The 24,086-nt window shown below is 51.5% G+C and carries 26 protein-coding genes and 1 pseudogene; 9 read left to right on the top strand and 18 right to left on the bottom strand.

Translation table 11 applies throughout. The features are described from left to right. Positions 1-2 precede the first annotated feature (2 nt). The 3 genes from cydB to hslJ all read left to right on the top strand — a co-directional run bounded on the left by cydB (position 3) and on the right by hslJ (position 1,701). Positions 3-1,013: a cytochrome d ubiquinol oxidase subunit II gene (cydB, locus tag DD606_RS04795; RefSeq protein WP_023314215.1), complete on the top strand. Its 1,011-nt coding sequence runs from the start codon at positions 3-5 to the stop codon at positions 1,011-1,013. After that, on the top strand, positions 1,013-1,141 hold the full coding sequence (locus DD606_RS04790; RefSeq protein WP_017693358.1) for a DUF2474 domain-containing protein: 129 nt from the start codon (positions 1,013-1,015) through the stop codon (positions 1,139-1,141). The genes cydB and DD606_RS04790 overlap by 1 nt, the downstream gene beginning before the upstream one ends. A 122-nt stretch (positions 1,142-1,263) precedes the next feature. Then, on the top strand, positions 1,264-1,701 hold the full coding sequence (hslJ, locus tag DD606_RS04785) for a heat shock protein HslJ (RefSeq protein WP_023314216.1): 438 nt from the start codon (positions 1,264-1,266) through the stop codon (positions 1,699-1,701). Between the two features lies 1 nt (position 1,702). On the opposite strand, the gene DD606_RS04780 is transcribed toward hslJ, so the two are convergent. Further along, a complete protein-coding gene (locus DD606_RS04780; RefSeq protein WP_003856935.1) occupies positions 1,703-1,969 on the bottom strand; it encodes a DUF333 domain-containing protein in 267 nt (88 codons plus the stop codon). Positions 1,970-2,239: 270 nt separating this feature from the next. On the opposite strand from DD606_RS04780, the gene nifJ reads away from it, so the two are divergent. Together nifJ and ompC are read left to right on the top strand one after the other, a co-directional pair. Continuing rightward, positions 2,240-5,764, top strand: coding sequence for a pyruvate:ferredoxin (flavodoxin) oxidoreductase (nifJ, locus tag DD606_RS04775; RefSeq protein ID WP_129258324.1), 3,525 nt, complete (start codon positions 2,240-2,242; stop codon positions 5,762-5,764). Positions 5,765-6,151: 387 nt separating this feature from the next. Next, positions 6,152-7,279: a porin OmpC gene (gene ompC, locus DD606_RS04770; RefSeq protein ID WP_017382260.1), complete on the top strand. Its 1,128-nt coding sequence runs from the start codon at positions 6,152-6,154 to the stop codon at positions 7,277-7,279. Between the two features lie 34 nt (positions 7,280-7,313). On the opposite strand, the gene DD606_RS04765 is transcribed toward ompC, so the two are convergent. The 3 genes from DD606_RS04765 to DD606_RS26385 all read right to left on the bottom strand — a co-directional run bounded on the left by DD606_RS04765 (position 7,314) and on the right by DD606_RS26385 (position 8,290). Next, positions 7,314-7,736 carry a GFA family protein gene (locus DD606_RS04765; RefSeq protein WP_129258322.1) on the bottom strand — a complete coding sequence of 141 codons (423 nt, stop codon included), beginning with the start codon at positions 7,734-7,736 and terminating at the stop codon, positions 7,314-7,316. 3 nt (positions 7,737-7,739) lie between these two features. After that, entirely contained in the window at positions 7,740-7,937 is a 198-nt protein-coding gene (locus DD606_RS04760) for a hypothetical protein (protein WP_003856931.1), read from the bottom strand. 221 nt (positions 7,938-8,158) lie between these two features. Continuing rightward, positions 8,159-8,290, bottom strand: a complete 132-nt coding sequence (locus tag DD606_RS26385; RefSeq protein ID WP_255301129.1) for a hypothetical protein — start codon at positions 8,288-8,290, stop codon at positions 8,159-8,161. 70 nt (positions 8,291-8,360) lie between these two features. On the opposite strand from DD606_RS26385, the pseudogene DD606_RS04755 reads away from it, so the two are divergent. Next, a pseudogene (locus DD606_RS04755) lies at positions 8,361-8,558 on the top strand (tyrosine-type recombinase/integrase); the annotation flags it as partial. A gap of 324 nt (positions 8,559-8,882) precedes the next feature. Next, on the top strand, positions 8,883-9,551 hold the full coding sequence (locus tag DD606_RS04750; RefSeq protein ID WP_108453102.1) for an SOS response-associated peptidase: 669 nt from the start codon (positions 8,883-8,885) through the stop codon (positions 9,549-9,551). A gap of 13 nt (positions 9,552-9,564) precedes the next feature. On the opposite strand, the gene DD606_RS04745 is transcribed toward DD606_RS04750, so the two are convergent. From DD606_RS04745 to DD606_RS04730, 4 genes are all read right to left on the bottom strand, one after another. Next, a complete protein-coding gene (locus tag DD606_RS04745) occupies positions 9,565-10,536 on the bottom strand; it encodes a hypothetical protein (protein ID WP_129258320.1) in 972 nt (323 codons plus the stop codon). 57 nt (positions 10,537-10,593) lie between these two features. Further along, the gene (locus tag DD606_RS04740; RefSeq protein WP_108453100.1) at positions 10,594-11,862 is read right to left on the bottom strand and encodes a Y-family DNA polymerase; all 1,269 of its coding nucleotides are present in this window, start codon (positions 11,860-11,862) and stop codon (positions 10,594-10,596) included. A gap of 2 nt (positions 11,863-11,864) precedes the next feature. Then, complete coding sequence (locus DD606_RS04735; protein ID WP_108453099.1) at positions 11,865-12,284, bottom strand: translesion error-prone DNA polymerase V autoproteolytic subunit; 420 nt, start codon at positions 12,282-12,284, stop codon at positions 11,865-11,867. 172 nt (positions 12,285-12,456) lie between these two features. Further along, a complete protein-coding gene (locus DD606_RS04730) occupies positions 12,457-13,014 on the bottom strand; it encodes a recombinase family protein (protein ID WP_058691830.1) in 558 nt (185 codons plus the stop codon). Positions 13,015-13,048: 34 nt separating this feature from the next. Between DD606_RS04730 and DD606_RS04725 the strand changes: the two genes are divergently transcribed. Beyond that, entirely contained in the window at positions 13,049-13,894 is an 846-nt protein-coding gene (locus tag DD606_RS04725) for a hypothetical protein (RefSeq protein ID WP_255573081.1), read from the top strand. 8 nt (positions 13,895-13,902) lie between these two features. Next, the gene (locus tag DD606_RS26380) at positions 13,903-14,748 is read left to right on the top strand and encodes a hypothetical protein (protein WP_223307879.1); all 846 of its coding nucleotides are present in this window, start codon (positions 13,903-13,905) and stop codon (positions 14,746-14,748) included. Here the strand turns inward: DD606_RS26380 and DD606_RS26375 are convergent. From DD606_RS26375 to DD606_RS04665, 10 genes are all read right to left on the bottom strand, one after another. Then, entirely contained in the window at positions 14,693-15,799 is a 1,107-nt protein-coding gene (locus DD606_RS26375; RefSeq protein ID WP_176691435.1) for a tail fiber domain-containing protein, read from the bottom strand. The two genes, DD606_RS26380 and DD606_RS26375, sit on opposite strands and share 56 nt — an antisense overlap. 58 nt (positions 15,800-15,857) lie before the next feature. After that, positions 15,858-16,091, bottom strand: a complete 234-nt coding sequence (locus DD606_RS04705) for a hypothetical protein (protein WP_017382566.1) — start codon at positions 16,089-16,091, stop codon at positions 15,858-15,860. Between the two features lie 107 nt (positions 16,092-16,198). Beyond that, complete coding sequence (locus DD606_RS04700; protein ID WP_108453096.1) at positions 16,199-16,870, bottom strand: hypothetical protein; 672 nt, start codon at positions 16,868-16,870, stop codon at positions 16,199-16,201. After that, positions 16,871-17,185, bottom strand: coding sequence for a hypothetical protein (locus DD606_RS04695; RefSeq protein WP_047365592.1), 315 nt, complete (start codon positions 17,183-17,185; stop codon positions 16,871-16,873). Between the two features lie 40 nt (positions 17,186-17,225). After that, complete coding sequence (locus tag DD606_RS04690; RefSeq protein WP_129258316.1) at positions 17,226-20,777, bottom strand: host specificity protein J; 3,552 nt, start codon at positions 20,775-20,777, stop codon at positions 17,226-17,228. 48 nt (positions 20,778-20,825) lie between these two features. Beyond that, complete coding sequence (locus DD606_RS04685; RefSeq protein ID WP_129258314.1) at positions 20,826-21,455, bottom strand: tail assembly protein; 630 nt, start codon at positions 21,453-21,455, stop codon at positions 20,826-20,828. A gap of 32 nt (positions 21,456-21,487) precedes the next feature. Continuing rightward, positions 21,488-22,198, bottom strand: coding sequence for a C40 family peptidase (locus DD606_RS04680; protein ID WP_108453093.1), 711 nt, complete (start codon positions 22,196-22,198; stop codon positions 21,488-21,490). 1 nt (position 22,199) lies between these two features. Next, positions 22,200-22,955 carry a phage minor tail protein L gene (locus DD606_RS04675; protein ID WP_108453092.1) on the bottom strand — a complete coding sequence of 252 codons (756 nt, stop codon included), beginning with the start codon at positions 22,953-22,955 and terminating at the stop codon, positions 22,200-22,202. Continuing rightward, positions 22,952-23,299 carry a phage tail protein gene (locus DD606_RS04670; protein ID WP_045336368.1) on the bottom strand — a complete coding sequence of 116 codons (348 nt, stop codon included), beginning with the start codon at positions 23,297-23,299 and terminating at the stop codon, positions 22,952-22,954. The genes DD606_RS04675 and DD606_RS04670 overlap by 4 nt, the downstream gene beginning before the upstream one ends. Positions 23,300-23,373: 74 nt before the next feature. Further along, entirely contained in the window at positions 23,374-24,057 is a 684-nt protein-coding gene (locus DD606_RS04665) for a hypothetical protein (RefSeq protein WP_129258312.1), read from the bottom strand. Between the last annotated feature and the right edge of the window lie 29 nt (positions 24,058-24,086).

Genomic DNA, 24,086 nt, shown 5'->3' with positions numbered 1-24,086 from the left:
TAATGGGTATTGATCTTTCCATTATCTGGTTCGTGATTATCGTTTTCGCCACGTTGATGTATATCGTGATGGACGGTTTTGATCTGGGGATAGGCATCCTGTTTCCGGCAACGCCGAATGCGGACGACCGCGACGTGATGGTCAACAGCGTGGCTCCCGTCTGGGATGGCAACGAAACCTGGCTGGTGCTTGGCGGTGCGGCCCTGTTTGGCGCCTTTCCTCTCGCCTATGCGGTTATCATCGACGCGCTAACCATTCCACTGACAATCATGCTGATCGGGCTTATATTTCGTGGGGTCGCCTTCGAATTTCGCTTCAAGGCCACTCCGGCGCACCGCCCGTTCTGGGATAAGGCCTTTATTGGCGGGTCAATTGTGGCGACCTTCAGCCAGGGCATCACCGTCGGTGCGGTCATCCAGGGGTTCAGCGTCACCGGTCGAGCTTACAGCGGTGGTCCGTTTGACTGGTTTACCGCGTTCAATTTTTTCTGCGGAGCGGGTCTTGTGGTGGCTTACGCGCTGTTAGGATCAACGTGGCTGGTAATGAAAAGCGAAAATGCCCTGCAAAAGCGGATGCGTCAGCTATCGAAAGTGCTTCTGCCCCTGCTTCTGGTATTCATTGCGATAATCAGTATCTGGACCCCTCTCGCCCAACCAGCCATTGCTGCGCGCTGGTTTACTCTGCCGAATCTGTTTTATCTGCTGCCTGTTCCTGCGCTGGTTGCGATCCTGAGTCTGTGCCAGTGGCGCTGCCTGCACGATCCTGCGAGCCATACCCTGCCGTTTATCATGACGTTAGGGCTGGTTTTTCTTGGCTTTAGCGGGCTTGGGATCAGCATCTGGCCGCATATCATCCCGCCGGACATTACCCTCTGGCAGGCCGCTGCGCCGGCCCAAAGCCAGGGCTTTATGTTAGTGGGTGCACTGTTGATCATTCCCGTGATTCTGGTCTACACCTTCTGGAGTTATTACGTTTTTCGCGGAAAAGTACAGCATGGGGAGGGTTATCACTGATGCAACAACCTGTATGGAAACGTTTGATGTGGCTTGCCATCATCTGGGGCGGCAGCGTCCTGGCGCTGGCCTGCGTAAGTATGCTTTTTAAAATGCTGATGGCCGCAGCTGGATTTAAATCGCACTAACTCGCTGACCGGGCGCGCCGCCGCCCGGTCCCTTCCCGCACTTTCAGATAAACCCCATTAACACTCAGGAGGGTATGGTTACACTGAAAAAATATTTACAGCATTGATAGTTTGAGTAGAAAATGAAAAAGCTCGCGGCAGTAAGTTTAATCAGCCTTGTACTGGCTGGATGCGTTAATCCTGGTAAAGCCTCCGTTCAGACCGATCAGTTAGAGAATCACCGTTTCGTTCTTGAAAATGTGGATGGCAAAGCAGTCAAAGGCGGGAAAACGCAGCCTGAAATTCGCTTCAGTGCGCAACCCAATATCAGCCTGATCAACAACATTGTCGTCTCCGGCACAATGTGCAACGGCTTCAACGGCCAGGGTAAACTGTCCGAAGGAGAGTTGACGGTCAAAACGCTGGCAATGACGCGGAAACTCTGCACCGAGCCGCAGCTAAATGAACTGGATCAGACCATCGCCGATATGCTACGCACAGGCGCACAGGTAGACCTGACCGAAGACCAGTTAACGCTGGCGACAGCCAATAAGACATTGATGTTTAAGCGAGTTGAATAACTCAGTAGCTTCCGCACGAACCAACGGCAAGCGACTGCTCACTACAGCGTTTGCCATTTGGCAACGCGCACATGCCGATGGCTGAGCCGTCGAGCTGACGGGCAACGGAGAGTGAACCGCCGATCATTGCGCAGTTGGCCTGACCTGAACTGGACATAGCCGCTCGCATACCCGGCGTAACGTGTGCCGCTGTCGCCTGCTGTACAGGTTCATTGCTGCATGCCGACAACAGTAACGCGGCACATCCGACCCAAAATGCTGAACGCATACCTTCCTCCCCATAATTAACGCGAAACCTATGCATAATAGGCATCACGCGCCGCATCGTCGAGAGCGGATGTGCGTATTTATGCGCCCTGGTAACAATTTCTCGCAATTTTTTAACGCGAATAGCCTTCGAGTCATTGATACAGCGCATACCAAGGACACAAAAGCGAAAATCGTAAAACCTGAGCTTTGCTAAAATACACAGATAATATTCAGGGTCTGTCGTCGTTTTACAGACCCCTCTTTTTGCGCAATGTAAGGGTGTTGTCCTATGCAAACTATTGACGGCAATGGTGCAGTCGCGTCTGTTGCGTTTCGTACCAGCGAAGTGATCGCCATCTACCCCATCACTCCCAGCTCCACGATGGCTGAACAGGCTGACGCCTGGGCTGGTAATGGGATAAAAAACGTCTGGGGCGATGTCCCGCGGGTTGTTGAGATGCAGTCCGAAGCCGGGGCCATTGCCACCGTACATGGTGCGTTGCAGACCGGTGCCCTGTCGACCTCGTTTACGTCGTCTCAGGGGCTGCTGTTGATGATCCCCACGCTTTACAAGCTGGCAGGGCAATTAACGCCGTTTGTGTTGCACGTTGCCGCACGCACCGTAGCCACTCACGCTCTCTCTATTTTTGGCGACCACTCAGACGTGATGGCCGTGCGTCAGACCGGCTGCGCTATGCTCTGCGCCAGCAGCGTACAGGAAGCACAGGACTTCGCGCTGATATCGCATATCGCTACGCTGAAAAGCCGAGTGCCATTTATTCATTTCTTCGATGGTTTTCGCACGTCCCACGAGATCAATAAAATCGTTCCACTGCCGGACGACACCATTCTGAATCTGCTGCCGCAGGCTGACATCGATGCGCATCGCGCTCGCGCCCTCAATCCGGAACATCCGGTGATCCGGGGTACCTCTGCGAACCCGGATACCTATTTCCAGTCCCGCGAGGCGACAAACCCATGGTACAACGCGGTGTATGAGCACGTTGAACAGGCGATGGACGATTTTGCCGCTGCGACGGGCCGCGAATATAAGCCGTTTGAATATTATGGTCATCCGCAGGCCGAGCGCGTGATCGTCCTGATGGGCTCTGCCATCGGCACCTGCGAAGAGGTGGTCGATGAGCTGCTGACGCGTGGTGAAAAAGTTGGCGTGCTCAAAGTTCGCCTCTACCGTCCCTTCTCAGCGAAACACCTGCTCGCAGCCCTGCCGGACAGCGCGCGTGCCGTGGCAGTACTGGACCGCACCAAAGAACCTGGCGCACAGGCTGAGCCACTTTATCTGGATGTGATGACCGCACTGGCTGAGGCGTTTAACCGCGGTGAGCGCGAAACGCTGCCGCGCGTCATTGGCGGGCGTTATGGATTGTCTTCAAAAGAGTTCGGGCCGGAGTGCGTCCTTGCGGTATTTGCTGAACTGCGCGAGGCAAAACCGAAGCCGCGCTTTACGGTCGGCATTTATGATGACGTGACTAACCTTTCTCTCCCTTTGCCGGAAAACACCCTGCCCTCGAATGCGAAACTGGAAGCGCTGTTCTACGGTCTGGGCAGCGACGGCAGCGTCTCGGCGACCAAGAACAACATCAAAATTATCGGCAACTCTACGCCGTGGTATGCGCAAGGATATTTCGTTTACGACTCCAAAAAAGCGGGCGGACTGACCGTCTCCCACCTGCGCGTCAGCGAACACCCGATCCGCTCGGCATACCTGATTTCTCAGGCGGATTTTGTTGGCTGTCACCAGCTCCAGTTCATTGATAAATATCAGATGGCCGAGCGCCTGAAGCCTGGCGGTATTTTCCTGATCAACACCCCTTACAGCGCCGACGAGGTCTGGGCACGCCTGCCCCAGGAAGTGCAGGCAGTGCTTAACCAGAAACAGGCGCGCCTGTATGTCATTAACGCCGCGAAGATCGCCCGCGAATGCGGCCTGGCGGCGCGCATCAATACGGTTATGCAGATGGCGTTCTTCCACCTGACCAATATTCTGCCGGGCGACAGCGCGCTGATGGAACTCCAGGGGGCGATCGCCAAAAGCTACAGCAGCAAAGGTCAGGAACTGGTTGAGCGCAACTGGCAGGCGCTGGCGCTGGCCCGCGAATCGCTGTTCGCGGTGCCGTTGCAGCCGGTCAATGCCAGCAGTCCGAACCGGCCGCCAGTGGTGTCTGACGCCGCCCCGGATTTCGTCAAAACCGTCACGGCGGCGATGCTTGCCGGACTGGGAGACACCCTTCCCGTCTCTGCGCTTCCGCCTGACGGCACCTGGCCGATGGGCACGACCCGCTGGGAAAAACGCAACATTGCCGAAGCGATCCCTATCTGGAAAGAAGAGCTGTGCACCCAGTGCAACCACTGCGTGGCGGCCTGCCCGCACTCGGCCATTCGCGCCAAAGTGGTGTCACCAGAAGCGTTAGATGGCGCACCGGAAAGTTTGCACTCGCTGGATGTAAAATCCCGCGATATGCGTGGTCAGAAATATGTTCTTCAGGTGGCGCCGGAAGACTGTACCGGCTGTAACCTGTGCGTCGAGGTGTGCCCGGCGAAAGATCGTCAGGACCCGTCAATCAAAGCCATCAATATGATGTCGCGTCTTGAACATGTTGAAGAAGAGAAAGTGAATTATGATTTCTTCCTCGACCTGCCCGAAATCGATCGCAACAAGCTGGAACGCATTGACATTCGTACCTCGCAGCTCATCACCCCGCTCTTCGAGTACTCCGGGGCGTGCTCCGGCTGCGGCGAAACACCGTATATCAAACTGCTTACCCAGCTTTACGGCGACCGGATGCTGATTGCCAACGCGACGGGCTGCTCGTCGATCTACGGAGGTAACCTGCCGTCCACGCCGTACACTACCGACGCAAACGGTCGCGGCCCGGCGTGGGCAAACTCGCTTTTCGAGGACAACGCAGAATTTGGTCTGGGATTCCGTCTGACGGTCGATCAGCACCGCGCCCGCGTAATACGTCTGCTGGCACAGTTTGCCGATAAGATCCCGGCAGAACTGAATGATGCCCTGCATGCGGAGGCCACACCTGACGTTCGTCGCGCGCAGGTTGCTGAACTGCGCCACGCGCTTCAGGGTGTTGAAGGGGCTGAACAACTCCTGACTGATGCTGACGCGTTGGTTGAAAAATCTGTCTGGCTGATCGGCGGCGACGGGTGGGCCTACGATATTGGTTTCGGTGGTCTTGATCATGTCCTGAGCCTGACCGAAAACGTCAATATTCTGGTGCTCGATACTCAGTGTTATTCCAACACCGGCGGACAGGCCTCGAAAGCAACGCCATTGGGGGCGGTCACGAAATTTGGTGAGCACGGCAAGCGCAAGGCGCGTAAAGATTTGGGCGTCAGCATGATGATGTATGGGCACGTCTACGTCGCGCAAATTTCGCTTGGGGCGCAGCTCAACCAGACGGTGAAAGCCATTCAGGAAGCGGAAGCGTATCCAGGCCCGTCGCTGATCATCGCCTACAGTCCGTGTGAGGAGCATGGCTACGATCTGGCACTCAGCCACGACCAGATGCGTCAGCTCACCGCAACCGGCTTCTGGCCACTGTACCGCTTTGACCCGCGCCGTGCCGATGAAGGGAAATTGCCGCTGGCGCTGGATTCGCGTCCGCCGTCAGACGCCCTTGCCGAAACCTTACTTCAGGAGCAGCGTTTCCGCAGGCTGAACGCCCAGCAGCCTGAAGTAGCAGAGCAGCTATGGAAGGATGCGGCAGCGGATCTTCAGAAGCGTTATGACTTTCTGGCGCAACTGGCAGGAAAAGCCGAAAAATCGACCAGTGAATAACCTGTATGCCCGGCTTGTCCGGGCATTTTTTTGCTATAAAAAAGCCCGATGCACGTGCACCGGGCGAATCCAGAAGATCGGTGAAAATTGCCTCAATGTTCTGAACAATATTCACGTGAATTATGGATGAAATAATCTTAAAGGCATATAACGGCGTGGAGATTACCTTGTTTTCCGCGTAATTAATAATTTTTATTTTGTATTGATTATAATAATTCATTCATGACGTTTATCATTATTTCAACCGCATCATTTAGTTTAGATTTTACTTAACCCGTAACAATTATATTTTATTCATCCGCCGCCAGAGTGATTTAGCATGGGACACCTTTCCAGCCCGGAAAGTTCACTAAGCAATAAAAAAATAACTGCAAAGGAATAATCAAAATGCAAAGAAAAGTACTGGCACTGATGATCCCCGCTTTGTTAATGGCTGGAGCCGCTCACGCAGCTGAAATTTATAATAAAGACGGCAATAAACTGGATCTGTATGGCAAAGTAGATGGTCTGCATTATTTCTCTGACGACGCGTCTAAAGATGGCGATCAAACCTATATGCGTCTGGGTTTTAAAGGTGAAACCCAAATCAACGACATGATGACCGGCTTCGCCCAATGGGAATATAACATTCAGGCAAACAACACCGAAGGTTCTGACAATCAGTCCTGGACGCGTCTGGCCTTCGCGGGCGTGAAGGTGGGCGATTACGGCTCCTTCGATTACGGCCGCAACTATGGCGTCCTGTACGACGTTGAAGGCTGGACCGATATGCTGCCAGAATTTGGTGGCGACTCTTATACTTATGCCGATAACTTTATGACCGGTCGTGCAAACGGCGTGGCGACCTACCGTAACACCGACTTCTTTGGTCTGGTGCAGGGTCTGAACTTCGCGGTGCAGTATCAGGGTAATAATGAAGGTAATAACTGCGACGAGAATTTCTGCTCTACCAATGAAGGGACCAACAACGGTCGTGATACACGTCATGAAAATGGTGACGGTTACGGTATATCCGCAACCTACGATTTCGGCATGGGCTTCAGCGCAGGTGCAGCATATACTTCATCTGACCGTACCAACGATCAGGTAAATTACACTACTGCGGGCGGCGATACTGCGGATGCATGGACCGCAGGTCTGAAATACGATGCCAACAACATTTATCTGGCGGCAATGTATTCCGAAACCCGCAATATGACGCCGTACGGCGACAATGCAGATGCGGTGGCAAACAAAACCCAGAACTTCGAAGTCACCGCACAATATCAGTTCGATTTCGGTCTGCGTCCGGCCATTTCCTATTTACAGTCTAAAGGTAAAGACCTGGGCAATGGCCAGGACGATAAAGACCTGGTAAAATATGCTGACGTCGGTGCTACCTATTATTTCAACAAAAACATGTCCACCTATGTTGATTACAAAATCAACCTGCTGGATGAAGATGATTCATTCTACAAAAACAATGGCATCGGTACGGATGACATTGTAGCGTTGGGTCTGGTTTACCAGTTCTAATCCCGTTAGCCCGCAGCGATCTGCGGGCTAGTTTTCATCGCTGTTTCGCCTGTTCTTTACGGAAAGAGAGATAGCCAAATACCCCGCTGTCGCCATCCATAGGGTGATTTACTCCATCCATTACCGCCACTTCCGGGAAGTCGAATGGCGTGACATTTTCCAGACAGGCGACATTCACTCCATATTCATTGGGATTGGAACGTCGTTGGTGGAACGTGTAAATACCGCAAATCGAACAGAAGAAATGGCGCGCCGTGCCGGTGTTGAAACGGTACTCTGTGAGCGTGTCCGCGCCCTGCGTCACCTTAATGCCCGTCAAAGGCGCTGAAACCACGACCGCCCCACGCATCCTGCAAAACGAGCAGCTGCATCGACGTGCGGTATTCAGGCCGTCCGTCAGCTCAACCGTAAATTTCACCGCCCCACAATGACACTGTGCATGACGAATGTCAGCCATCGCTTATACCCCTTTTCTCACTAACTCAGCCGCTTTTAAAAAGACCTCATCTTCGACACCATCCCCCTTCTGCCTGCCGAGCCTTACCAGTTCATCGACAATACTTTCACGGTTGATGATCTTCTGGGATGAAACCAGCCCGATAACGGCGGCACCAATCGCCAGCCCAACTAATCCTGTCTGCTCGTCTTTATTTTTCATAGAAGCGCTCCCTTGTCCCCCTCAAAAGCGTAGCAGGAGAACTGTAAAACGCGCTGGTACGCGGAAATGAGATCCGTGCTTTATCTCACCCGTTCATCCGGCAAAAAAGGGATGGATTCTGAGCGGTTATCAGACGACGTTGATGAGGATAACGTGAATAGCGGTGCGCGTAGAGAGGCCGTAATGGGTGTTAAAACCGCCTTCGTAAAGGCGGTTGGTCATTACTCTGGATCTTTATCGCCTGATTCAGGCGCTGAGCCAGGATCATCTTTCGGTTTTCTTCCATCCTTTTCCGGGTTATCCGGGCTGGGATTATAATCAGGATGGTCACCATGAACGGGACGGTCAGTCATTTTCACCTCCGTTTTTACTGCGTAAGCTGTAAGTGTAGACAACCCTTCAGTCTTAACCAAACTTCTCCTGTGGGGCTCATTTGTAAATCGTGCTGGCATTCGGCGCTGCAATCCGTACCATACACGACACACTTTCGCATGCTGGTTTTTACCGGTAGCCGCAAACCCGTCTTTTATCGCTAACCAGATGGGGCACGTTAATGCGCAGATGGTGTATGAAATCTATGCTACATGGATAGAAGAGATGAACACGAAGCTGACGCTTTGAAATCGTTTTCCTCACCCTGTGCCCCATTTGAGATCTGAGTAACGAATAGATGCAAGAAAATCAAGAGATTAACAAGAAAGAACAGTACAACCTGAATAAGCTACGCTGATTTTTCCAACTCATTGATGTCATTTATTTTTTCCAATTATTCAATTAGTTATAGCATAATAACTTCTCCCTAAAGCTACCCAGACCTACATTTTCAGTGCCCTTTTTTTGCCCCTATTCCGCATTTTTGCCCCTAAATTTGCCCCTAACTTTACTCAGTACGTACCTCTTTTTCTCCCTGCCCTATACTTTCAGTCTGACTGACTGGAGGTTTCTATGTGTGGACGTTTTGCACAAGCACAAACCCGTGAAGAATATCTGGCTTACCTGGCCGACGAAACCGATCGTGACATTGCCTATGACCCGGAACCTATTGGCCGGTACAACGCGGCGCCAGGAACCAAAGTCCTACTGCTGAGCGAATGCGATGAGCAACTTCATCTTGATCCTGTGTTCTGGGGTTATGCCCCGGGATGGTGGGATAAAGCGCCACTGATTAACGCGCGCGTCGAAACCGCGGCCACAAGCAGAATGTGCAAACCTCTCTGGCAGCATGGCCGGGCGATCTGTTTTGCAGATGGCTGGTTTGAATGGAAGAAGGAAGGCGGCAAGAAACAGCCCTACTTCATTCACCGCGCCGACGGCCAGCCGATATTTATGGCCGCGATCGGCAGCACACCGTTCGAGCGCGGAGACGAAGCGGAAGGATTCCTGATTGTGACGTCTGCAGCTGATAAAGGTCTGGTCGATATTCACGATCGGCGGCCGCTTGTTCTGTCACCTGAAGCGGCGAGGGAGTGGATGCGACAGGATATAGGCGGAAAGAAAGCTGAAGAGATAGCTGCCGACGGTTCCGTGCCGGCAGACAAGTTTATCTGGCACGCCGTGACGCGTGCGGTAGGTAATATTAAAAACCAAAGTAAACAACTTCTTTCTGAACGTTAAAGGGTTGCTTAAACTATTTATTTTCTGTTTTTAAGGCCTTAATTGCCTCTGTTAGAGATGCCATAGCCTCTTTTCCAAATGTATCTTCTTTACTTTCTATAACAGAGACATCTGGCCATATAATATCCTTGCTCAAGGAATTGATAGTAGCTTTGTTTTTACCATTCCCCCCTGCATTATTATCATTCTCTAAATGGTATAGTAGAAGATATCTGTCAAAAATAGCTTTAACCTTAAGTAAATACACTGAATTATCAGTAAAGTTTTTGTACTGCTTCAAAAACCAGGCGCTTAAAAACTCAATAAATAGAAACAAAAAAGAACAGGATGCAATCCCCCATAAATATTCCTTCTTGTATCCATTATAAAAAAAGATAATCTGCCAAAGAATTATTGACGCCAAATAATATGCAATACCAAATTTTGTATAGGCAATCCCTCTCTGCAGTAAGATCGACGCTTTTTCGTCAGCCGCATCAGCTTTGGCTTGCAGATGAGAAAGCACTCTTAAAGAATGCCCGGCATAATCAACTGCTTTACCTTTAACAGAATCTACATCAGCATCATCGCTGTTGTGTTGATTCACTTCAGAAAAACGTAATGAAATCTGCTCGTCGATGTATTTTTCTACACTATGTACAGAGCTGTATTTATAATCAACATCAACAAAACTATTTTCTGCTTTTCTTGTATAATACCTTCCATGTGAAGAATATGTATATATACCAACCAAAAGTGCCACGCCTATAAAGGTGGGCCAGATATTAGAGAAAAACGGAAAAACAACTGAGCCTATGGGGAATAAAATCAAACCCAATGCAACAACACTCAAAATATAAAAAATTATTTTTTCTGTTTTTATACCATCAACTCTATCATCCATATTTTTAGATTTTATTTGCGCACTATTTGAATCAGTGTCATTTTTTTGGGGTGCAGAATCCTCCGTCCCTTTAGACAACTTATCTGTCTCAACGTCACTCATATTTAACTAATCCATTAACTAAAACCTTTGTATTGTTCATGATAATTTATATACATCTTACCGAACTGTCAAAATATCTGTGTATCGTGTTGTATACCGGGGCGAAAGCATTTCTCGCTTCATCTGCCACTGTTGTTGGATGCCCTGCCCAGCAAAGTAGAGCGTTCCTTTTCCGTCTTTCGCGTTCAAGTGATCAAGCACCTCCATTAACTTAACGCTTCCGGCCCGCGGCGCGTTCTCGTCGAACAGGTTGAGCTGGGCCACCCCTTGGCTGAAAAAATCTCCCAGCATGATTCCAGCCTTTTGATAGCGATGGCCATCCTGCCAGATTTTGTCCAGGCACTTTACCGCGGCGTTGATGATGTCGCGAGAATCCTGTGAAGGGGTGAGAAGCTTTAAGGACGCACTGTTACCGTAATATGGCTCGTTAAGCGCAAAGGGAGAGGTTTTCACGAACGCAGAGATAAAGCGGCAGTACTGATGTTCACCCCGAAGTTTTTCAGCACCACGGGCGGCATAGCTGCAGATAGCCTGGCGCATCTGTTCGTACTCGGTGACGCGTTCGCCGAATGACCGACTGCAGACGATTTCCTGCTTAGCTGGTGCAAACTCCTCCAGATCCAAACATGGTTCGCCGCGCAGCTCCCGGACAGTTCGTTCCAAGACGACATTGAAGTGCTTTCGAATAATCCACGTACTCTGCTCAGAGAGGTCCAGAGCCGTTTTGATACCCATGGCATTGAGCTTCTTGCTGATACGCCTTCCGACGCCCCATACGTCTTCTACTGGTACCAGAGCCAACAATCTGCGCTGACGGTCGATATTGGACAGGTCCACTACCCCGCCTGTCTGCCGCTGCCATTTCTTTGCGGCGTGGTTTGCCAGCTTAGCGAGGGTTTTTGTTTGCGCAATGCCAACCCCGACAGTTAGGTGCGTACGCTTAAGAACTGTTGCGCGGATCTCTTTGCCGAAGTCAGTCAGGTCCCGGCAGTTCCTAACGCCCGTCAGGTCACAAAATGCTTCATCGATACTGTAAATTTCGACGCGAGGGCTCATTTCCTCCAGAGTCGTCATTACCCGGTTCGACATATCAGCGTAAAGCTCGTAATTGCTGCTGAAGCAAACAACGCCAGCGCGCCGGAAAAGCTCCTTTTGCTTGAAAAATGGCTCTCCCATGGTGATTCCTGCCGCTTTTGCTTCTGCGCTACGTGCGATTACACAGCCATCGTTATTTGATAGAACGACAACAGGCCGCCCTCTCAGGTCTGGCCTGAATACAGTCTCGCATGATGCGTAGAACGAATTCACATCACAGAGGGCAAACATATTCAGCTCGCAGATTTAACGATGAAAGTAACAACGCCAAAAACGTCCAGCGTGTCTTCGCTACCAACAACAATCGGACTATATGCGCTGTTCATAGGATTGAGTTGCACTGTAGGGCGCAGCTGCAGGCGTTTTACAGTAAATTCCCCTTCTACTGCTGCGATGACAATGTCACCATGCTCAGCTGTGCGCGAGCTGTCGACCACCAGCAGATCACCGTCGCTGATCCCGGCTTCGATCATCGAATCCCCTGCGGCTTTAACGAAATACGTTGAGCTGGGATGGGAAACAAGCAACTCATTAAGATCAATACGCTGCTCTACATAATCAGCTGCAGGGCTGGGAAAACCACATTGCACCAAATCGCTGTATAGCGGGATTGCGATAATTTCTCGCAGTTCAGTAGGCCTGATAAACTCCATTACGCATACCTCAAATACTGTTTTTATATACAGTAGTTTCGTTTCTGTCAGCGCGCAATACACCTTAGTCGTAGCGACTGTTTAAAGCTTCACCGCTTCGTTTCTAAGTTTCTATCAGGCTTCGAATTATTATTTTTGTAAATTTTCCGACTGAAATCCCAGGTGCACAAATTTAAGCCGGTTTGGATGCAGGGAATTTTTTATACAGCGTGCACACCGCTACGTCGTAAATAATCGCCACCTGCTTTCTGTCCAGGCCGTTTGAAATCAACCTGCCAGCCTGCGCCCATTGCTCCGGTGTTAGCTTTGGTCGTCTGCCTCCTATGCGCCCCTTCTCCCGGGCAGCCGCCAGTCCTGCCCGGGTGCGTTCCACGATTAACTCCCTCTCCATCTCGGCCAGGGCTGACATGATGTGGAATATGAAACGCCCCATTGGGCTGGAGGTGTCTATGCTGTCCGTAAGACTTTTGAAGTGGATGCCGCGCTGCCGGAGTTCGTCTACCAGCAGTACCAGGTTCCGCATGCTTCGCCCGAGGCGATCCAGCTTCCACACTACCAGCGTATCGCCCTCATTCAGCGTTCGCAGAAGCTTTTTAAGCGCTGGCCGGTTCGCTACCGTCCCGCTCATTTTTTCCTCAAAAACCTGTTCACATCCTGCTCGTTCGAGAGCTTGTCGCTGAAGATCTGTGTTTTGGTCATTTGTTGACACCCTAACGTAGCCAATTTGCATATTTTTCACCCAATATTTTCTGCAAAAAAATCAGGTGAAGTTATCGGCATGGATGCCGCAGGGCAATCTAGAAAACGTCGGTTTAGGAAGTAGCGCGACTAAGAACGTCGGAACGGCAGTGGGAAATGTTATGGAGGTGGGCGCGTTTGGGTTCGGAGGCAAAGGAAACTCATTCAACGCGGATACAGTTGCTGAGGTATGGGCAAACCTCATGGATAAAGGTTCTCGTGTATTTCGTAACAACAAAACTGTTAACTCACAAACATCTTATGCTGCATCGCTATATTTTGCAGCTGAAGATACGCATGCGATCATCAGCGTTGCTTACGGAACTGGGGTGGTGGGGGTCTTGGCAAGAAACACCTCAGGAACCTCCGCAACCTCAACCTTTAACATGCTTTACGGCACAGCCAACACGACCCGCGCAAGCGACGGTACATTGAAATCTGCATCGCCAGTGGTGGCAATATTTTCGAATGGCTCATACCGGACGAATGACGAATCGGAGGGCTGCACTGTAACCCGTCTGGCCACCGGCCAATATCTGGTTGAAGGATGTCAGGGGCTGAACTCAGACGCAGCATGGGGCGGCATCGATGGCGGTTTTGACATCCCTACCGATCGCAACAGGCAGCCGCTTATCTGGCTGGATTATGAGGTTAACGGGGATGGCTCGGTGCTGGTGAAAACCTATCACCGTACTCACCCTGATGCGCCAGCGTTTGCCAGGAACGAAATAGACGGCGTAGGTGATGGAGATCCGGTCGACATCCCCCGCGACCAGTTTGTGTCCGTGCGTGTCGAAATGCCTGCTGATTCTTTGTACAACCAAAAACTCAGTGCGGCAGAGCTGGCCATGACTGCCGATGCAGGTGAATAAAGGTCGGTTTGGTAGACAGCAATGGTGTCATCCCATTAGAACTGGGAGGAACAGGTGCAAAGACTGCCAGTTCTGCACTCTCAAACCTTGGCGCGCTGGGCTTGAGCGGAGGTACATTAACGAATGCTCTGAATATCGCAGGTATCGCTGGCAACCCTTACGCTTTTACCGTTGAAGGACTTTCAACGGTGGGTAGTGTATGGGCTCATACGGTGATGGTTAACGGTACTCCTCGCTTCAGGGCAGGTGTTGCAGGCATTGGTGGTGCCGTCTCTTACCAAATCGCAGGAAGAAATAATGGCACCGATGCATTCTCAACAATGCTGTCTGTGAAGCCAGGCTCAGTTGTTTACACTTCTGAAAATACCACGAAAGCCAGCGACGGAACGCTCAAGGCAGCATCCCCTGTAGCCCGTATAGTGAAAAGTCAGGAGGAATGTCAGCGGACTGATATCGATGAACCAGGCTTTTTCTGGAGCGGCTGTGGTACGGCGAACGCCGAGGCTGAAGGAATCAAAATCTCCCGCCTGGATGTTGGTGTATATGCCCTGTTCGGTTCCGCAGGCTTGGCATCAGAAGGCTGGCAGTTACTGCCGCCAATGGACCCTGGCGGCATGGGAGAACTGGGTGTGGCTGAAGCTGAACAAACCGCTGACGGCGAGCTGACTATCCGCCTGTTTAAGCGAAAATACATGCTGAGCGATGAAGGGGAGATCGTCAAAACAAAAGGGGAACCGATGGACGTGCCGGTGAACAGCTGGATCGATGTTCGCCTGGATATGCCTGATGATTCTGCCTTTAATCAGCGGATGAGACAGGAACCACAGCTTGAGCCTCTTTCTCCAGCTCTCTGACACGGATTGTCAGGGCTTTGATGGCAGCAAGCGCATCGAGCACTAGAGGGTTGAGGTCAAGTGTCATTTTCCCCGATTCCTCAGCTGAATGAACATACTGGGGATCTATCTTTTCCAGTTCCTGAGCAATAACGCCGCGGCGAATGACTTTATCTTCATCAGCAAGATAGTAGAAGGTTTTAAAATCCATTGCCCCGATGTTTGACAGCGATTCGTTTAGATCCAGATCCCCGGTCACTTTCTTAAAGTTAATGTCCGATGTTCCTGCTGACTGAAATACCGTCCATGGAGCATCTGTTTTTGCAGTTTGAGGATTCGTGTTTAACAGAAAACGGCAATAGCCAGCTCCGCCAGTGGTAACCCACATTTGCGCTATGCGCTGAGTGTTATAAGAGCTTTGGTAGCCACAGCCATTGGCAGGAGCCCAACTTGTGTTACCGTCAGCATCACTGATAAACGATGAGTTTGCATCATTTGGCCTTGGAGCCTGGTATGTTCCAACCCCAAAAGCCCCCACTTGCATGACATTACCGGAGTCCGTTCCGACGTCCCTCGTCGCGGATGTTCCCAAACCGAGGTTTGCGCGAGCGTCAGCGGCATTCGTTGCCCCGGTCCCGCCGTCCGAAACTCCAACCGCCGCATTGCTCCCTTTCTGGACCAGTTTGCCGATCGCAGGAATGGTCACGCGTACGCCGTTGATGGTGACGGTGATGTTCTGGTTTGCTGAGGTGGTGGCGAACGTCTCCCAGGCGCCGATGTTCTCGTCGTACTCGTTGATGAGCTGAGACATGCTCTGCGCCAGGCCGTCGACTGAGAGACTATCAGTAACAAGAATGCCGTACTTCTGGCCGCTCAGCGCCGGAGACGCGGCAGGCGTAACCGTCAGTGACGTCGCACTGTTGATGGCGGTGATCTGAAACATCTGTACCGGGTTAGAAAGAACAAACAACGTCTGGCCAACCCGAATCTGGCTGGCCGGTGCCGTCCAGTTCGTGCCGGTGCCGGTGGCTGTATTTCCGTTAATGGCGATGGTGCCAGTGTTATAAAGCATATTTTCTCCAGGCAATAAAAAACCCCGCCGAAGCGGGGTTTGTTCAAAACTGAATGGGTTAGTGGCAGGTGGTGCTGGTGAACGTGTTGGCGCTCACCCATGACCAGTTAAAGGGATAACCGGCGCGGTACTGCGTCTGATTATTTTGCTTGCGGACTCCGTAGATCTGGACGCTGCTTTCCTGTCCGCCAACCAGGGCTGTTCCGGTGCATACAGGTTGCTGCTTCTCAATAACGCCAGCGCAACCGGAGAGCAAAACCGCTACCGCCAGGCAAAGAATCATATTTTTCATATTTGTTATATCCCAGGGCATTCATGAAGCTACACAATAACAATATGAATCAATGGGATATAATTGATTTGGTAGATCAATTATTCGAAATTGATCGTTCAAAACGATCAATCATAGTTGGCGCAGTTAATGGCCATAATCACGTTCCTCAGATTCGAATACGCGACGTTTTGAAGGTTGCCGCCGGGGGTTGTCTGCGGTCTGGCGAATATCCGCGTATTGCTTCCCTCAAGTTTTGCCATGCTCTTGTATATGGCCATGTATGGCTGCGGCTGACCGCCAGCCGATATAACCCCGGTAATTAGCCCCAGCATGGCAGGCATACAGGCCCACTTCCCCGCCAGAGTTGTATTGATGTTGTATCCTGAGCTGGCATCCACCCCGGCGGTACCGAGGGTGACAACATCGTTCAGCGTGCGCGTTTCGTTTGTTAAAATCAGCGTCCCTGATGCATCCCACACAGCCAGCCCGTAGTCTGGCTTTGTCTGCGGGAAAATAGAGAAAAAATAAACGTACGCTGTGCCGGTTGCATTCGGTCTGAGAAAATCAATCGTGATGGTGTTCCCGCTTATCGTCTGAGTGATTTCGACCTCAACCGTGCAATGAACGAAGGCGACAACAGGCTGACCTGCGGGGAATGTGTGCGTCACTTTGGTATTGAACCCCGATGTTCCCTGAAGTGCCGCTGTCTTTCGCGCCTGAAGAGCGATTGGCGAGCTGTTCGCGGTCACCCATACTTCCCCGCTCGTGGTCGTCAGTAAAACGCCATACTCCGCCATTTATGCCCTCTCGATCTGGAAAATGAGATAAGCCGCTGCCGCAGGCTCAGTCCCTGCTGAGTAGTCGGTATCGCCTACTGCTGACACTGTTGCTGTTCCCCCCGAAATGGTGATCTTCCTCCGACTCGTACCAAACTGATCACCGTTCATGCTCTGAAAATAGGTAAGCCTGCAACCCGGTGGAAGCGCTACGGAGTAAGAGCCTGTTTTCTGGTTCTGGGCCAGCTGAAGATAGCCACAAACGCTGACAGGCTTAACGCCATAGTTGTTTACCTTGCCTGAGGCGTCCCATGTCTGGACACCATATTCCGCCATCCAGTCCTCCTGAAAAAAGAGGCCCGTAAGAGGCCTCCCGTTACCATGTTCCCGTGATTCTCCCGATCTGCACCCTCAAAACATTCCTGGAGTCCCGCACGCTGATTGTCTGGTTTGTCTGTTTCATTGCCCCCTCACCAGCTGTCGAACCGTAGTTCTCAAACGTACCGCCCTTATCCAACCTCCACCCGACTGAGCCAGCGACATAGTTATTGGACTGGATGTAGTTGCCGATCTTGGCGTTGCTGATGGTGCCATCACCTATCAGCGCGTCTCTGATGAACACCTGCCCATTCTGGATAACGAACGGAAGGGTCACCGTAGCTCCGGCCTGGTGCGTTACGGCGAAGCGGTCAGCCAGGAAGATAACCTGCGACTGCATACCAGAAGGCGTATTCTCAACGCCGATCCCCATCCCAGCCGCGTAATACTGACCGTTGCTGGATAACCCGACCTTGATGCTGTACATCGCCTTCAGATCCCCGTTAACGTTCGCGATGGCCTGAGCGTTAGTGGTAATGGCTGAGGTATGTCCGTTGATGGTCGCCGTGATGCCGTTTATCTGCGTGGCCGTGGCCTGCTGGTAATCGGAGAAGGTCTGGTTCAGGCTGTTTATGGATGCCTTGTTGCCGTTCACGTCAGTCTGCAAACTCAGCAGCGAACGCGCCGTTGCCTCCTTCTCGTTGACGATCACCTCATCAATGCGGTCCAGCTGCGCGCTGTTACCGGCGACCGATGCAGACAGCGTTTTTCGCGCCGCCACCTGCGCCAGGTTACCCTGAATAATCGCGATGGCGGAGGTCTTCACTCCCCCCGCCATGCCGTCCACAGACACGCTGATGTTATCGATGCGCTGGCCCAGCGCGGTATTGGCCGTCGCCACTGTCTGCTCAAGCTCGCTCAGAGAAGAAGACACATTTCCGACCTTGCTCGACAGGTTTGTAACGCTGGTCTGAACCTTCCCGATATCCTGGGCATTTTGGGCAATTTTCTGCGCCTGTTGCTCCAGTTCGTCGTTGGCCTGTTTGATGTCGTTAGCCATGCCAGCAATTTTTTCATTGCTGTCTACCGCGTTCTCGATCAGGTCCTTGAATGTATCGGAGCCTTTCATGTCCTCCAGAATGGCATCGGTGATATCGGATACATCAATGCTGGCCTGTCCGCGCACAAAGTCAGTGTACCCTGATTCGTTTCCGCTGCGGTCAACCAGCTGCGCGCGGTACCAGAAAATTTGCCCTGCCTTAAGGCCCATCTGCTGATACTTGCGCTGCGGATAGGGTACGTCTGCCAGAAGCATCGCATCGTCTTCCGTCCCGGTCAGGCTGTACTGAATTTCCGTCTTCAGCGTGTCGTCGGTGTTCGCCGGGAATCCCCAGCTCATCTCAATACCGAAAATCACATTATCAGAAGCGATGAAGCCGACCGGTTTCGGCGGATTGCCCACTTTACCCGTCAGCGTTTTCTCTTCTGAATAGCCCCACCCGGAAGAAATTTCTGCGGCATTGATGGCGCGCACCCGTACCAGATAACGCCCGGCATAAATTCCAGGAACGTCGAATGACGTGGTGGAACTGCGCGGCACGTTAACCCAGTTCCCGTCGTTGCGGCGCCATTGCGCTTCATAGGCGATAGCGTTCTGCGCCTGGTCCCAGCTCACGCGCATTGTTTCGACGCTGATATTCTGCTGCACTACTGAAAACGAACTGATTACGATGTTGTCTGGTGGTGACTGATTGCCAGGCGGGATCACGCTCACCGGCCGCTGGTCAATGATGGCTCCGGTATCGATTCGGGCATATTTATCCGGATCATGATTTGCACCGACGATTGTGAACGTGCCGTCATTATTATCAGTTACCGTAATAACGCGATACTGCTGTGCATAGAGTTCATCAGACTCTATGACCCACACGGCCTGAGTCACAGGTGTTTCGCTGTAAGCAGTCGTAACGGTTACTTTATTGCCCGTTATCGACTGGATGGTGCGTGACTGCGCAACCCCTGATGGCAGATTGATAATCATCCTGTCGCCCGAAGATGCATCTGGCGCCCTGTCCAGCGTCAAAATACGACCATTCACCGCTGAAACACGGCCGCCAAGGTCACGTCCGGAAAGATTTCGGTCGGCTACAGCAATTACATAGCCAGGCTGTGGAATATTGCCGTCTTCCCCTACATTGAAAGTAACAACGCGATCTTTGTTGTTGGTGAGGATCCCCCATCGCCCTTTGCGATTCGCTTCCGACTGACGGGTACAACCGATCGCAGTTATCTCAAGTTGATTAAACCCATAACGCGCAACCAGGGCCTGCTCAAAAACAGGCTCCATCGCATCAGAATAAGCGTTATCAGGATCAGACCAGGAAACCAGCGCATTGGTGTAACGGTTCTTTGTGGTGCTGCTGGAATAGGTAAAGCGGCCATCAATAACGTTCGCATGAGTGTATGTAAAATCAACATCTCTCGGCATGTCCGCCAGCGCCACAATCTGGTCGTCGCCCCAGTAGGTCATCCCACGGAAGATGGCAGCAAAATCACGCAGGACCGTATAAGCGTCGTTGCGTTCCTGAATGTAGACGTTGCAGGTATAACGTGGTTCGGTACCACTTCCGCCTTTGCCATCCGGTACCATTTGATCGCAATACTGCGCAACCTGGTAGAGCGTCCATTTATCTATGTTGGCCGTTGTAAGACGATCCCCAAGACCGAAACGGTCGCTAACCACCAGGTCGTAGAAAATCCATGCAGGGTTATCGGTCCAGGCCCATTTAAATGTCCCAGCCCACGTACCGCTATAAGTGCGGGTTTCGGGGTCGTAAGTATCCGGAATGCGGATAACGCGGCCGCGGGGCTCGCAGGAGATCTGCGGGATAGAGCCGTTAAACTGGCTGGAATCGAATTCGATATAAAGCAGCGCTGTGTTTGGATAGCGTAATTTGGCGTCAATTACCTCGGTGAAGCTCTGCAGCATCATCGCGTCGCCGATCTTCGCACTGTTGGCATCAGACGTAATCTTACGGAGTCGGATTGTCCAGGTTCTGCCAGCCTGAGGTAGATCAATACGGTGGCTGCGCTCGTAACCTGACGTCGTTTTGCCGGTCACGCTGGTATTGAGTACCGTCTGCCATGTGCCGCCGTCCGTCTGCAGGTCAATCGCATAATTAACCGAGTAACCGACCAGATCGCCGTCGTCCTCCTGCCTGAAAAGCGAAGGCCATTTCAGGCGCAGGCGAACAGCTGAAAGCTGCGTATTGGTAAACGTGCGCGTCCACGCTGTAGCGCTCGATACCTCAGTTCCCACGTTGATTTCGTTTTCGGTACCAGGTATGCCCTGAATATATTTTTGCGCCTGAGTTCCCGCGCGAAATTCCCACGTAACGCCGCTGAAGTTTTGAGAGCCATCAGCATTCTCCAGGGCCGTTCCGTCCAGGTAGATATCTTTCGCCGTCAGCTGCCCTGCAAATTCTCCCTCTCCCAGTGCAACGAGGATTTTTGCCTTTGCAACAGATTGCAGATCATCAGGCTGTTCGGTAGGGGTTCGGGAACTTGAGCTGCCGCCCTTGCGGCCTTTTATAGCGATTGCAGTTGCCATATTGCGCCCATGAAAAAAGCCACCCGAAGGTGGCCTGAAAGAAGGTATTTATTGCTGATCTTCGGCATAAATCCCGGCAGAAATAATCGCGCCGCCGATTCGCCGGCGGCCATAAAGAAGTGGTACCGGATTCCCCTGGGCTGTCGTGTTTGTTACTCCACCAAAGGCGTAGCTGGCTTGGTTATCCGCAGATTGCTTACTGGCGAGCCCGGTTGTCTGTGGAGAAAGCATCTGGACTACGCCTCCGATCGCCATTGATGCCCCAATCCCCGCCACAGCGCCCCATCCACCAGCGAAAGCGGTACCACCAATCCCAATCGCGGCCCCTCCCGTGACGAACGCGGCAACAGCGACAAGGGCAACCCCGAGGATTGTCTGAAACACCCCGGCTCGCTTACTGCCGATGATCACCGGCGCGATGCGGATTTCCTCTTTGCTCCTGTCCATACTGAGCTCATCGTTTGAGAGGTTTCGTTTCCCGCTGAATACCGCATAAGTTAAACCTCGTTGCTTACTGGTATTAAGGAAACGTTCAAAACCCGGCACGATAACGCTCAGGGCGCGGATGGCCTCCTTTGGTGAAGCGACTGATAAACGATATTCACGCCCGAAGGTGGCGCCTAGCACGCCGTATAATCGAATTGTGCGGACCGGCTCAACATTGAGTAATGCAGCCATTTTTCCCCCATAAAAACTGTCACAGGCAGTTATCAGAAACAGTCTTTAAAGCGCAGTATTTTCATCGTGCGCTCACGCCAGTAACCGCCATAAGGTACGCGCTGGCTCAGATGCCCATAAAGGTGATGCAGTAGCATGTTGCCTTCCAGCAGAATCCCCGCATGATTCCACTTATCAGCCTGAACCTGCATGATCACCATATCGCCAGGTTTTGGCGGCCCGTCGAATTCACGGAATCCGCACTCATACCAGCAATCCTGATAGAAGTTGTCCGGGTAGTCGTTTTCCCACCAGGGATAATCGACCCGGTAATCGTGAAGCTCTATCCCGTGTGTTTGCCGGTAATAGCTCATCACCAGACCCCAGCAGTCGAAGTGACCAAGCACAAACGGTCGCTCCAGCAGCGGCAGTTCTCCACGCGGCTGGATAGTCCGTAAATCCCCCTCCGGCCAGCTCACGATATGCCAGGGTAAAAGGGTTGCATCGCATTGCGCTTTATCCAGCTCGCTCGGTTGCGTCGTGGCATCTGGGTGACTGTGAGCGATGGCGATCACCTTCCCCCAGTCTTCTGCAGCTGCATAGTCTTCGGGGCAAAGTACAAAATTGTCCTCCGGCGCCGCGGCAAGATTCCGGCACGGGAAATAACGTTCAACACAGCTTTTCTGCGCCACCACGCCGCAACACTCGCGAGGATACTCAGCTGCAGCATGAGCCATAATCGCATCGATGGTTTTCTGACGCATATCAGCTCCTGATCAAAGACGTGCCAGGGAACCCACCAAACGGCAGTTCGTTGCCGTCTCCATGCCGGAGCTTACAGGCCGTAAGCGTGCCGTTGCATTCATCCAGAGAGGGGTCGCTCACCGGGTTGTTGTTTTTATCGAAATAGCGGGTTCCGGCATAGTCGCAGCCATCGCCGGTGCGATATTTATTCCGGATACACCAGGTACACAGAGAATGAAGTTGACGTGTAGGAATCATCTTTCCCTGTAACGACATTGGGCTATCGAGTACAAATTCGATACTTTCGCCCGGAATTTCGCTGCTTTTACTATCGATGTAAAAAACTCGTTTTCTGACCTGTTGCGGATCAGCTGTTGGGTTACCTGCTGGGAAGTTCTTCGCATCGAGATAGTGCGAATAGGTGTCATGGATAGAGACTTTCGCCTGTAGCATATCGTCATAAGCAAGGCACAGCGCTGTAATCTTGCTTTCGATATCTGCAACCGTCAGCGTTGGCTGGGCGCTGTTGCCTTCAGTGGATGCTTCAAGTCCTTCAATTTGATACGGCCAGGCGGCATATTCTTCCCCCTGCCACCAGATGCTTTTCGCCTTCAGCTTTGATTCATCACCACCAGCGGCGGCGATTTCTTCTTCCGTGTGCGGGAGATTGTACGCGTGAAATCGCAGTACATCATCCACGCCGAACGTAGAGCCATCAACTTCGATAAGCCGGACTTTGTTGCCGGGCTCAAGGCTTTGATAGTCTGCGGTGATCATGGTGCGTACGCCTGTTTGAATGTTGAAGAAATGGTCAGAACGTTGCTGGATAAGGGCTGTGACTTGATTGATTCGGCCTCAATCCGATAGAGCCCTGTTTCGCCAACTGGCGATGTCCAGATAAATGACTTTGTGACGTGAGAACGAAAGAACTTCAGGGCCTGAAGCATGTCCGCTTTTTTCCCCGTCAGTGTGACAGGCCATGACTGCTTTTCAGGGTTAATGCCTTCCCCGGCGATCTGCTCATAGCCGTCGCCAAAGGTTGCAGAGCGCGTTTTAAGGCTGAATGCCCCTTCCATCCCCGCCTGTATCTGTGTTCGCCAGGTGAACGTTTCGATTGCCATGCTATCTCCGGACATAAAAAAACCCGCCGAAGCGGGTTAAGTGTTAATATATCAATAAATAAGTTAAAGATTTTTCAATTGGTATTAAAGTTTCGCGTAAGCTTAAAAGTGATTGACTGGTTATTCGCCTCAAGGATATATAAAACAGCACCTTTATAGCGTATGGTTTTTGATTCAGAAAGGTCATATTCGACTTCATTTGAGAAGGCAGCTCTTGCCAATCCCCCCTGAAACTCACGATAACCAATATTTATCTTATTCCCAACCTTACCATTATAAATCAAGGTTTGTTGAAAAGCCGACTGCTGTTCTGTTTGAAATTTCACTTTTGAATATGGTTTCCCTGTATCACATTTGGTCGCGCCATAGATTGTCACAATACAGATCTCACCATTTTTTTTGAGCTGAATACTTTGAGTTGGATCGTTGACCATAAATCGATTCGGTACTAGAGCACCTGATGATCTTTCTACATTAGAGAAAAACTCAGATTTGGAATCCTCGCCAATTTTTACGTAGTCACCTGCAGGGATTGTATATACCCCTATGGATCCGATCTCAACTGCCTGATTGAAATGAATAGCATCAATACTGGCGTCGATACCCTGTCTAACCATATCTTCACCAACATAGGTAGTCGTAGTCGTATTAAGCGGCGGTATACTTATCTCTTTCGTTTGGGGTACATAGTTTCTAGCTGGCGTAGTACATCCGGCAACCAGTAAAGTCAGAATTGTCAGCCCTAGTAATTTTCTCATTGCAATATCCTTAAGTTACAATCAGAAAC

The sequence above is a fragment of the Enterobacter cloacae complex sp. GF14B genome (assembly GCF_004136805.1).
Lineage (GTDB): Bacteria > Pseudomonadota > Gammaproteobacteria > Enterobacterales > Enterobacteriaceae > Enterobacter > Enterobacter hormaechei_C.
This window is presented reverse-complemented; position numbering and strand designations above follow the sequence as displayed.

Excerpts from the sequence above, each read along its gene's own strand:
- DD606_RS04690 (WP_129258316.1), bottom strand. The coding sequence starts at position 20,777 with ATGGCAACTGCAATCGCTATAAAAGGCCGCAAGGGCGGCAGCTCAAGT.
- DD606_RS26385 (WP_255301129.1), bottom strand. The coding sequence starts at position 8,290 with ATGACTGACCGTCCCGTTCATGGTGACCATCCTGATTATAATCCCAGC.
- DD606_RS04675 (WP_108453092.1), bottom strand. The coding sequence starts at position 22,955 with ATGATCACCGCAGACTATCAAAGCCTTGAGCCCGGCAACAAAGTCCGG.
- DD606_RS04680 (WP_108453093.1), bottom strand. The coding sequence starts at position 22,198 with ATGCGTCAGAAAACCATCGATGCGATTATGGCTCATGCTGCAGCTGAG.
- DD606_RS04700 (WP_108453096.1), bottom strand. The coding sequence starts at position 16,870 with ATGGCGGAGTATGGCGTTTTACTGACGACCACGAGCGGGGAAGTATGG.
- DD606_RS04695 (WP_047365592.1), bottom strand. The coding sequence starts at position 17,185 with ATGGCGGAATATGGTGTCCAGACATGGGACGCCTCAGGCAAGGTAAAC.
- DD606_RS04760 (WP_003856931.1), bottom strand. The coding sequence starts at position 7,937 with ATGAAAAATAAAGACGAGCAGACAGGATTAGTTGGGCTGGCGATTGGT.
- DD606_RS04740 (WP_108453100.1), bottom strand. The coding sequence starts at position 11,862 with ATGTTTGCCCTCTGTGATGTGAATTCGTTCTACGCATCATGCGAGACT.
- DD606_RS04670 (WP_045336368.1), bottom strand. The coding sequence starts at position 23,299 with ATGGCAATCGAAACGTTCACCTGGCGAACACAGATACAGGCGGGGATG.
- DD606_RS04705 (WP_017382566.1), bottom strand. The coding sequence starts at position 16,091 with ATGAAAAATATGATTCTTTGCCTGGCGGTAGCGGTTTTGCTCTCCGGT.
- hslJ (WP_023314216.1), top strand. The coding sequence starts at position 1,264 with ATGAAAAAGCTCGCGGCAGTAAGTTTAATCAGCCTTGTACTGGCTGGA.
- DD606_RS04780 (WP_003856935.1), bottom strand. The coding sequence starts at position 1,969 with ATGCGTTCAGCATTTTGGGTCGGATGTGCCGCGTTACTGTTGTCGGCA.
- DD606_RS04665 (WP_129258312.1), bottom strand. The coding sequence starts at position 24,057 with ATGAGAAAATTACTAGGGCTGACAATTCTGACTTTACTGGTTGCCGGA.
- cydB (WP_023314215.1), top strand. The coding sequence starts at position 3 with ATGGGTATTGATCTTTCCATTATCTGGTTCGTGATTATCGTTTTCGCC.
- DD606_RS04790 (WP_017693358.1), top strand. The coding sequence starts at position 1,013 with ATGCAACAACCTGTATGGAAACGTTTGATGTGGCTTGCCATCATCTGG.
- DD606_RS04745 (WP_129258320.1), bottom strand. The coding sequence starts at position 10,536 with ATGAGTGACGTTGAGACAGATAAGTTGTCTAAAGGGACGGAGGATTCT.
- DD606_RS26375 (WP_176691435.1), bottom strand. The coding sequence starts at position 15,799 with ATGCTTTATAACACTGGCACCATCGCCATTAACGGAAATACAGCCACC.
- DD606_RS04735 (WP_108453099.1), bottom strand. The coding sequence starts at position 12,284 with ATGGAGTTTATCAGGCCTACTGAACTGCGAGAAATTATCGCAATCCCG.
- DD606_RS04750 (WP_108453102.1), top strand. The coding sequence starts at position 8,883 with ATGTGTGGACGTTTTGCACAAGCACAAACCCGTGAAGAATATCTGGCT.
- DD606_RS04685 (WP_129258314.1), bottom strand. The coding sequence starts at position 21,455 with ATGGCTGCATTACTCAATGTTGAGCCGGTCCGCACAATTCGATTATAC.
- ompC (WP_017382260.1), top strand. The coding sequence starts at position 6,152 with ATGCAAAGAAAAGTACTGGCACTGATGATCCCCGCTTTGTTAATGGCT.
- DD606_RS04730 (WP_058691830.1), bottom strand. The coding sequence starts at position 13,014 with ATGCAAATTGGCTACGTTAGGGTGTCAACAAATGACCAAAACACAGAT.
- nifJ (WP_129258324.1), top strand. The coding sequence starts at position 2,240 with ATGCAAACTATTGACGGCAATGGTGCAGTCGCGTCTGTTGCGTTTCGT.
- DD606_RS04765 (WP_129258322.1), bottom strand. The coding sequence starts at position 7,736 with ATGGCTGACATTCGTCATGCACAGTGTCATTGTGGGGCGGTGAAATTT.